This window comes from Phytobacter massiliensis JC163 (assembly GCF_000321045.1).
Taxonomy (GTDB): domain Bacteria; phylum Pseudomonadota; class Gammaproteobacteria; order Enterobacterales; family Enterobacteriaceae; genus Phytobacter_A; species Phytobacter_A massiliensis.
Genome location: NZ_HE578953.1, coordinates 1 through 4,253, shown reverse-complemented (window position 1 = coordinate 4,253; position 4,253 = coordinate 1). Strand labels below are relative to the sequence as shown.

Genomic DNA, 4,253 nt, shown 5'->3' with positions numbered 1-4,253 from the left:
AAATGCGCGAGCAGCACCGCCGTAGGTTTTAGCCAGTACGGTAGTGATTGCAGCGGTCAGCGTTGTTTTACCATGGTCAACGTGGCCGATAGTACCGACGTTAACGTGCGGTTTTGTACGTTCAAACTTTTCTTTAGACATCGATTGTCCCTCTAAGACACGGATAAATCGGTGATATCACCACATCAACCAGGCAATATGCCTGAACTGTTGAATGCTTTTTGAATTTAAACAGAGAGAAACGGGAAGGAGAAGTGAAGTGGTGCTGATACCCAGAGTCGAACTGGGGACCTCACCCTTACCAAGGGTGCGCTCTACCAACTGAGCCATATCAGCACGTCTGGAGCGGGCAGCGGGAATCGAACCCGCATCATCAGCTTGGAAGGCTGAGGTAATAGCCATTATACGATGCCCGCATCCTGAAACTCGGCTACCCAGTTCTTTCTGTATTAAAGGAGAAGAACACTCTCCTGTTCGAGCCGGTGGAGACTGCTTCCGACTCTGGCTACGCAATCGCGTTGCCGAAGATGGTGGTGGGGGAAGGATTCGAACCTTCGAAGTCTGTGACGGCAGATTTACAGTCTGCTCCCTTTGGCCGCTCGGGAACCCCACCTGACTTGATGGTGCCGACTACCGGAATCGAACTGGTGACCTACTGATTACAAGTCAGTTGCTCTACCTACTGAGCTAAGTCGGCATCAAGTAGCGCGCATTCTAGGGAGACAGAGCGCGTGATGCAACTAAAAATTTGCACAAACTGTTTTATCGCTCACATTTTGCGCGACAGGCCGATAAAATGCTGCAAATTCATGCAAACAAGCTGAAAAAAAGACCTGTAGCCCGAGGCATTCACAGGCGTTTTAACCGCTTTTACCGATCTTATTCCCCCCTAAGGCTGAAAAAGGCCATGCTTAACATCTCTTCTGATTCCACTGCCCTTTTTTACTTTCTGGCTGGCTTTCTTCTCGCTGTGACACTGCGCCTGAAAGGATAATCTCGTGAAGATTTTTCGTATTATTCCCTGTCATCTGGTGTTAACCTCCTGCCCATTGTCCCAATATCTTACTAACGTCATGCCATCGCATTAGCTAAAGGCCGCTGAATCACCGTTAACCAGGCGGGGCGGGCCGCAATGGCAGACAGAAAAAGCTTATGAGTCAGAAAGAGCAAACGTTAATGACGCCGTACTTGCAGTTTAACCGCAGCCAGTGGGCTGCGCTTCGTGATTCAGTGCCAATGACCCTCACTGAAGGTGAAATCGCGCGTTTAAAAGGCATTAATGAAGATCTCTCATTGGAAGAGGTTGCGGAAATTTACTTGCCCCTGTCGCGTTTGCTCAATTTTTATATCAGTTCTAATTTGCGCCGCCAGGCTGTCCTTGAACAATTTTTGGGCACCAACGGGCAACGCATTCCTTATGTTATTAGCATCGCGGGAAGCGTTGCGGTGGGTAAAAGTACGACAGCACGCGTGCTACAGGCACTTCTTAGCCGCTGGCCGGAACATCGCCGGGTTGAATTAATTACCACTGACGGTTTTTTACATCCTAACCAGGTGTTAAAAGATCGTAATTTGATGAAAAAGAAAGGTTTTCCCCAGTCTTATGATATGCACCGACTGGTGAAGTTCGTTTCCGATATTAAATCAGGCGTGCCAAATGTCACCGCCCCGGTTTATTCGCATCTGATTTACGACGTTATTCCTGATGGCGATAAGACCGTCACACAGCCCGATATTTTAATTCTTGAAGGGTTAAATGTATTACAGAGCGGTATGGATTATCCTCACGATCCACATCACGTCTTTGTTTCTGATTTCGTTGATTTTTCTATATATGTCGACGCCCCGGAAGAGCTTTTGCAACGCTGGTACATTAACCGTTTCCTGAAATTCCGCGAAGGGGCTTTTACCGACCCGGACTCCTACTTCCACAATTATGCGCAGCTTTCAGAAGAAGAAGCCATAAAAGTAGCTACCTCGCTTTGGAAAGAAATTAACTGGCTAAATCTTAAAGAAAACATTCTACCAACCCGTGAGCGAGCCAGCTTGATTATGACTAAAAGCGCCGATCACGCCGTCGAGCAGGTTCGCTTACGCAAATAAAAAAGAGGAGCCATTTGCTCCTCTTTTTTTATTCTGCGCTACGCAACGAAATTTCACCGCCCATCCAGGGTTTGATTACACCGTCCTGTTCAAGCAGCAACGCGCCTTGGGTATCAATACCTCGGGAGATACCAAAAATCTCCCTATCACCGATAATCAATTTAACCGGGCGATCGATAAAGTTATCCAGCGCCTTCCAGCGAGAAAGCCACGGGCTTAAACCTTCCTGCTCAAAAGTGTGTAGTGCCTTACGTAACTCGGCGATTAGATTGACCGCCAGCGCATTGCGATCGATATGAATGCCTGCCTCCTGCAAGTTCACCCACCCCTGGTTCACGACTTCACTGGATACATTTCGCATAGTCAGGTTAATACCCGCGCCAATCACTATTTGTGCTGCATCGCCTGTTTTTCCTGTTAACTCAACCAGAATGCCGGCAAGTTTGCGGTCGTCAAGATAGAGATCGTTCGGCCATTTGACCCGAACCTTCTCTGCGCCTAATCCCTGTAGAACTTCCGCCATTACGATACCGATGACCAGGCTTAAGCCAATCGCTGCCGCTGGCCCCTGCTCCAGTCGCCAGTACATGGAAAGGTAGAGGTTAGCGCCAAAAGGCGAGAACCATTTGCGTCCGCGACGCCCTCGGCCAGCCTGCTGATACTCTGCGACGCAGGCATCACCCGACTTAAGCTCACCGATCCGCTCCAGCAAATACTGGTTGGTGGAGTCGATAACCGGCAGCACGGCGACGTTACCACCGTCCAGTTGGCTAACGATACGCGCTGAATCCAGTAACTGAATAGGCTCTGGCAGACTGTAGCCTTTACCGGGTACGGTAAATACATCAACGCCCCAGTCGCGTAGCGTCTGAACGTGCTTGTTAATGGCCGCACGGCTCATCCCAAGCTTTTCACCCAGCTGCTCCCCTGAATGAAACTCTCCATCTGCCAGCAGTGAAATAAGAGTCAGAGGAACGGTATTATCCTTCATGCGATAGTCTCCACAGCATTCACCTCTCCTAGTGCGCCGATAAAGCGAACTTCCGGTTCTAACCAGACAGCAAACTTTTCCCCAACTTTCTGACGAACATAGTGAGCAAGCTCAACGACATCCTGGCTTGACGCATTACTGCTATTAATAAGCACCAGTGCTTGTTGGCGATGAACAGCTGCGCCACCCACAGACACCCCTTTCAGCTGGCATTGATCGATCAACCAGCCTGCGGCCAGTTTTACGCTACCATCATTCTGAGGATAATGAGGCGCACCGGGGCATTGCGCTAACAGTGCCTGGGCTGTCTCCTGACTGACTACGGGATTTTTAAAAAAGCTGCCGGCATTGCCATTCACTTTAGGGTCAGGAAGCTTTGTTGTGCGCATATGGCATACGGCATCAAAAACCTGCTGTGGCGTTACGGTTACAGGATCCAGACGTGTAAGGTCGCCATACGACAGTACAGGCTGCCATTGCTTTGTCAGGCGCAGGCCAACGGCGACGATTGCGAAGCGATCCTGATAGTCATGCTTAAAGATGCTGTCCCGATAGCCAAAATGACACATCTCTGCAGTTAAACGCGAGCGTTTTCCCGTCGCCAGCTCTATGCAGTCCACATATTCACAAACCTGTTTGAGTTCCACGCCGTAAGCGCCGATGTTTTGTATAGGTGATGAGCCTACGCAGCCGGGGATAAGCGCCAGGTTTTCCAGCCCCGGCATATTATTCCGCAGCGTGTACTGGACCAGCTGATGCCAGTTTTCCCCGGCGCCAACGTGCAGCAACCATGCGTCAGGCTGCTCAGTTACCTGAATCCCTTTGATACGGTTAACGATTACCGTTCCGTTGAATGACTCAAGGAACAATACGTTACTCCCTTCGCCCAGTATCAGTACCGGCTGGTTTAGTGCATGAGCGGATTGCCAGGCATCCAGTAATTGTTGCTCGTTTTCAGCACAGACAATCTCGTTAGCGGACTGATCGATACCGAAGGTATTCCAGGGTTTAAGGGAGTGATTCATAGAGGCTTTCCTGATGCAAAAACGGGCTTAGTTTAACGTATATGCGGCTCTATGGCTTGTATTATGGCGGTGAATTAAGAGGGCAAAAGACAAAACGCAAAAAGCCCAGTCTTCCGACTGGGCTCTTCACTTAA

4 protein-coding genes and 4 tRNA genes are annotated in these 4,253 nt (G+C 49.6%); 1 reads left to right on the top strand and 7 read right to left on the bottom strand.

Annotated features, from left to right (window positions below; all coding sequences use genetic code 11):
• The 5 genes from ENTHG_RS24615 to ENTHG_RS23450 all read right to left on the bottom strand — a co-directional run.
• On the bottom strand, positions 1 to 141 hold a 141-nt coding region (locus tag ENTHG_RS24615), incomplete at its 3' end, for a GTP-binding protein (RefSeq protein WP_023227838.1).
• Positions 142 to 260: 119 nt separating this feature from the next.
• Positions 261 to 336 (bottom strand) — tRNA-Thr (locus tag ENTHG_RS23465).
• A 5-nt stretch (positions 337 to 341) separates the two neighbouring features.
• A tRNA-Gly gene (locus ENTHG_RS23460) sits at positions 342 to 416 on the bottom strand.
• Positions 417 to 528: 112 nt separating this feature from the next.
• Positions 529 to 613 (bottom strand) — tRNA-Tyr (locus ENTHG_RS23455).
• Between the two features lie 8 nt (positions 614 to 621).
• Positions 622 to 697 (bottom strand) — tRNA-Thr (locus tag ENTHG_RS23450).
• A 455-nt stretch (positions 698 to 1,152) separates the two neighbouring features.
• Between ENTHG_RS23450 and coaA the strand changes: the two genes are divergently transcribed.
• Positions 1,153 to 2,103, top strand: coding sequence for a type I pantothenate kinase (gene coaA, locus ENTHG_RS23445; RefSeq protein WP_044185934.1), 951 nt, complete (start codon positions 1,153 to 1,155; stop codon positions 2,101 to 2,103).
• A 28-nt stretch (positions 2,104 to 2,131) separates the two neighbouring features.
• Here the strand turns inward: coaA and birA are convergent, their stop codons facing one another.
• Positions 2,132 to 3,094, bottom strand: coding sequence for a bifunctional biotin--[acetyl-CoA-carboxylase] ligase/biotin operon repressor BirA (gene birA / locus ENTHG_RS23440; protein WP_044185932.1), 963 nt, complete (start codon positions 3,092 to 3,094; stop codon positions 2,132 to 2,134).
• Positions 3,091 to 4,119 (bottom strand): UDP-N-acetylmuramate dehydrogenase, encoded by a 1,029-nt coding sequence (gene murB / locus ENTHG_RS23435; protein ID WP_044185930.1) that lies wholly within the window; start codon positions 4,117 to 4,119, stop codon positions 3,091 to 3,093. The genes birA and murB overlap by 4 nt, the downstream gene beginning before the upstream one ends.
• Between the last annotated feature and the right edge of the window lie 134 nt (positions 4,120 to 4,253).

Bases quoted from the DNA above. Each gene is read 5' to 3' on its own strand.
- birA (WP_044185932.1), bottom strand. From the start codon at position 3,094: ATGAAGGATAATACCGTTCCTCTGACTCTTATTTCACTGCTGGCAGAT.
- coaA (WP_044185934.1), top strand. From the start codon at position 1,153: ATGAGTCAGAAAGAGCAAACGTTAATGACGCCGTACTTGCAGTTTAAC.
- murB (WP_044185930.1), bottom strand. From the start codon at position 4,119: ATGAATCACTCCCTTAAACCCTGGAATACCTTCGGTATCGATCAGTCC.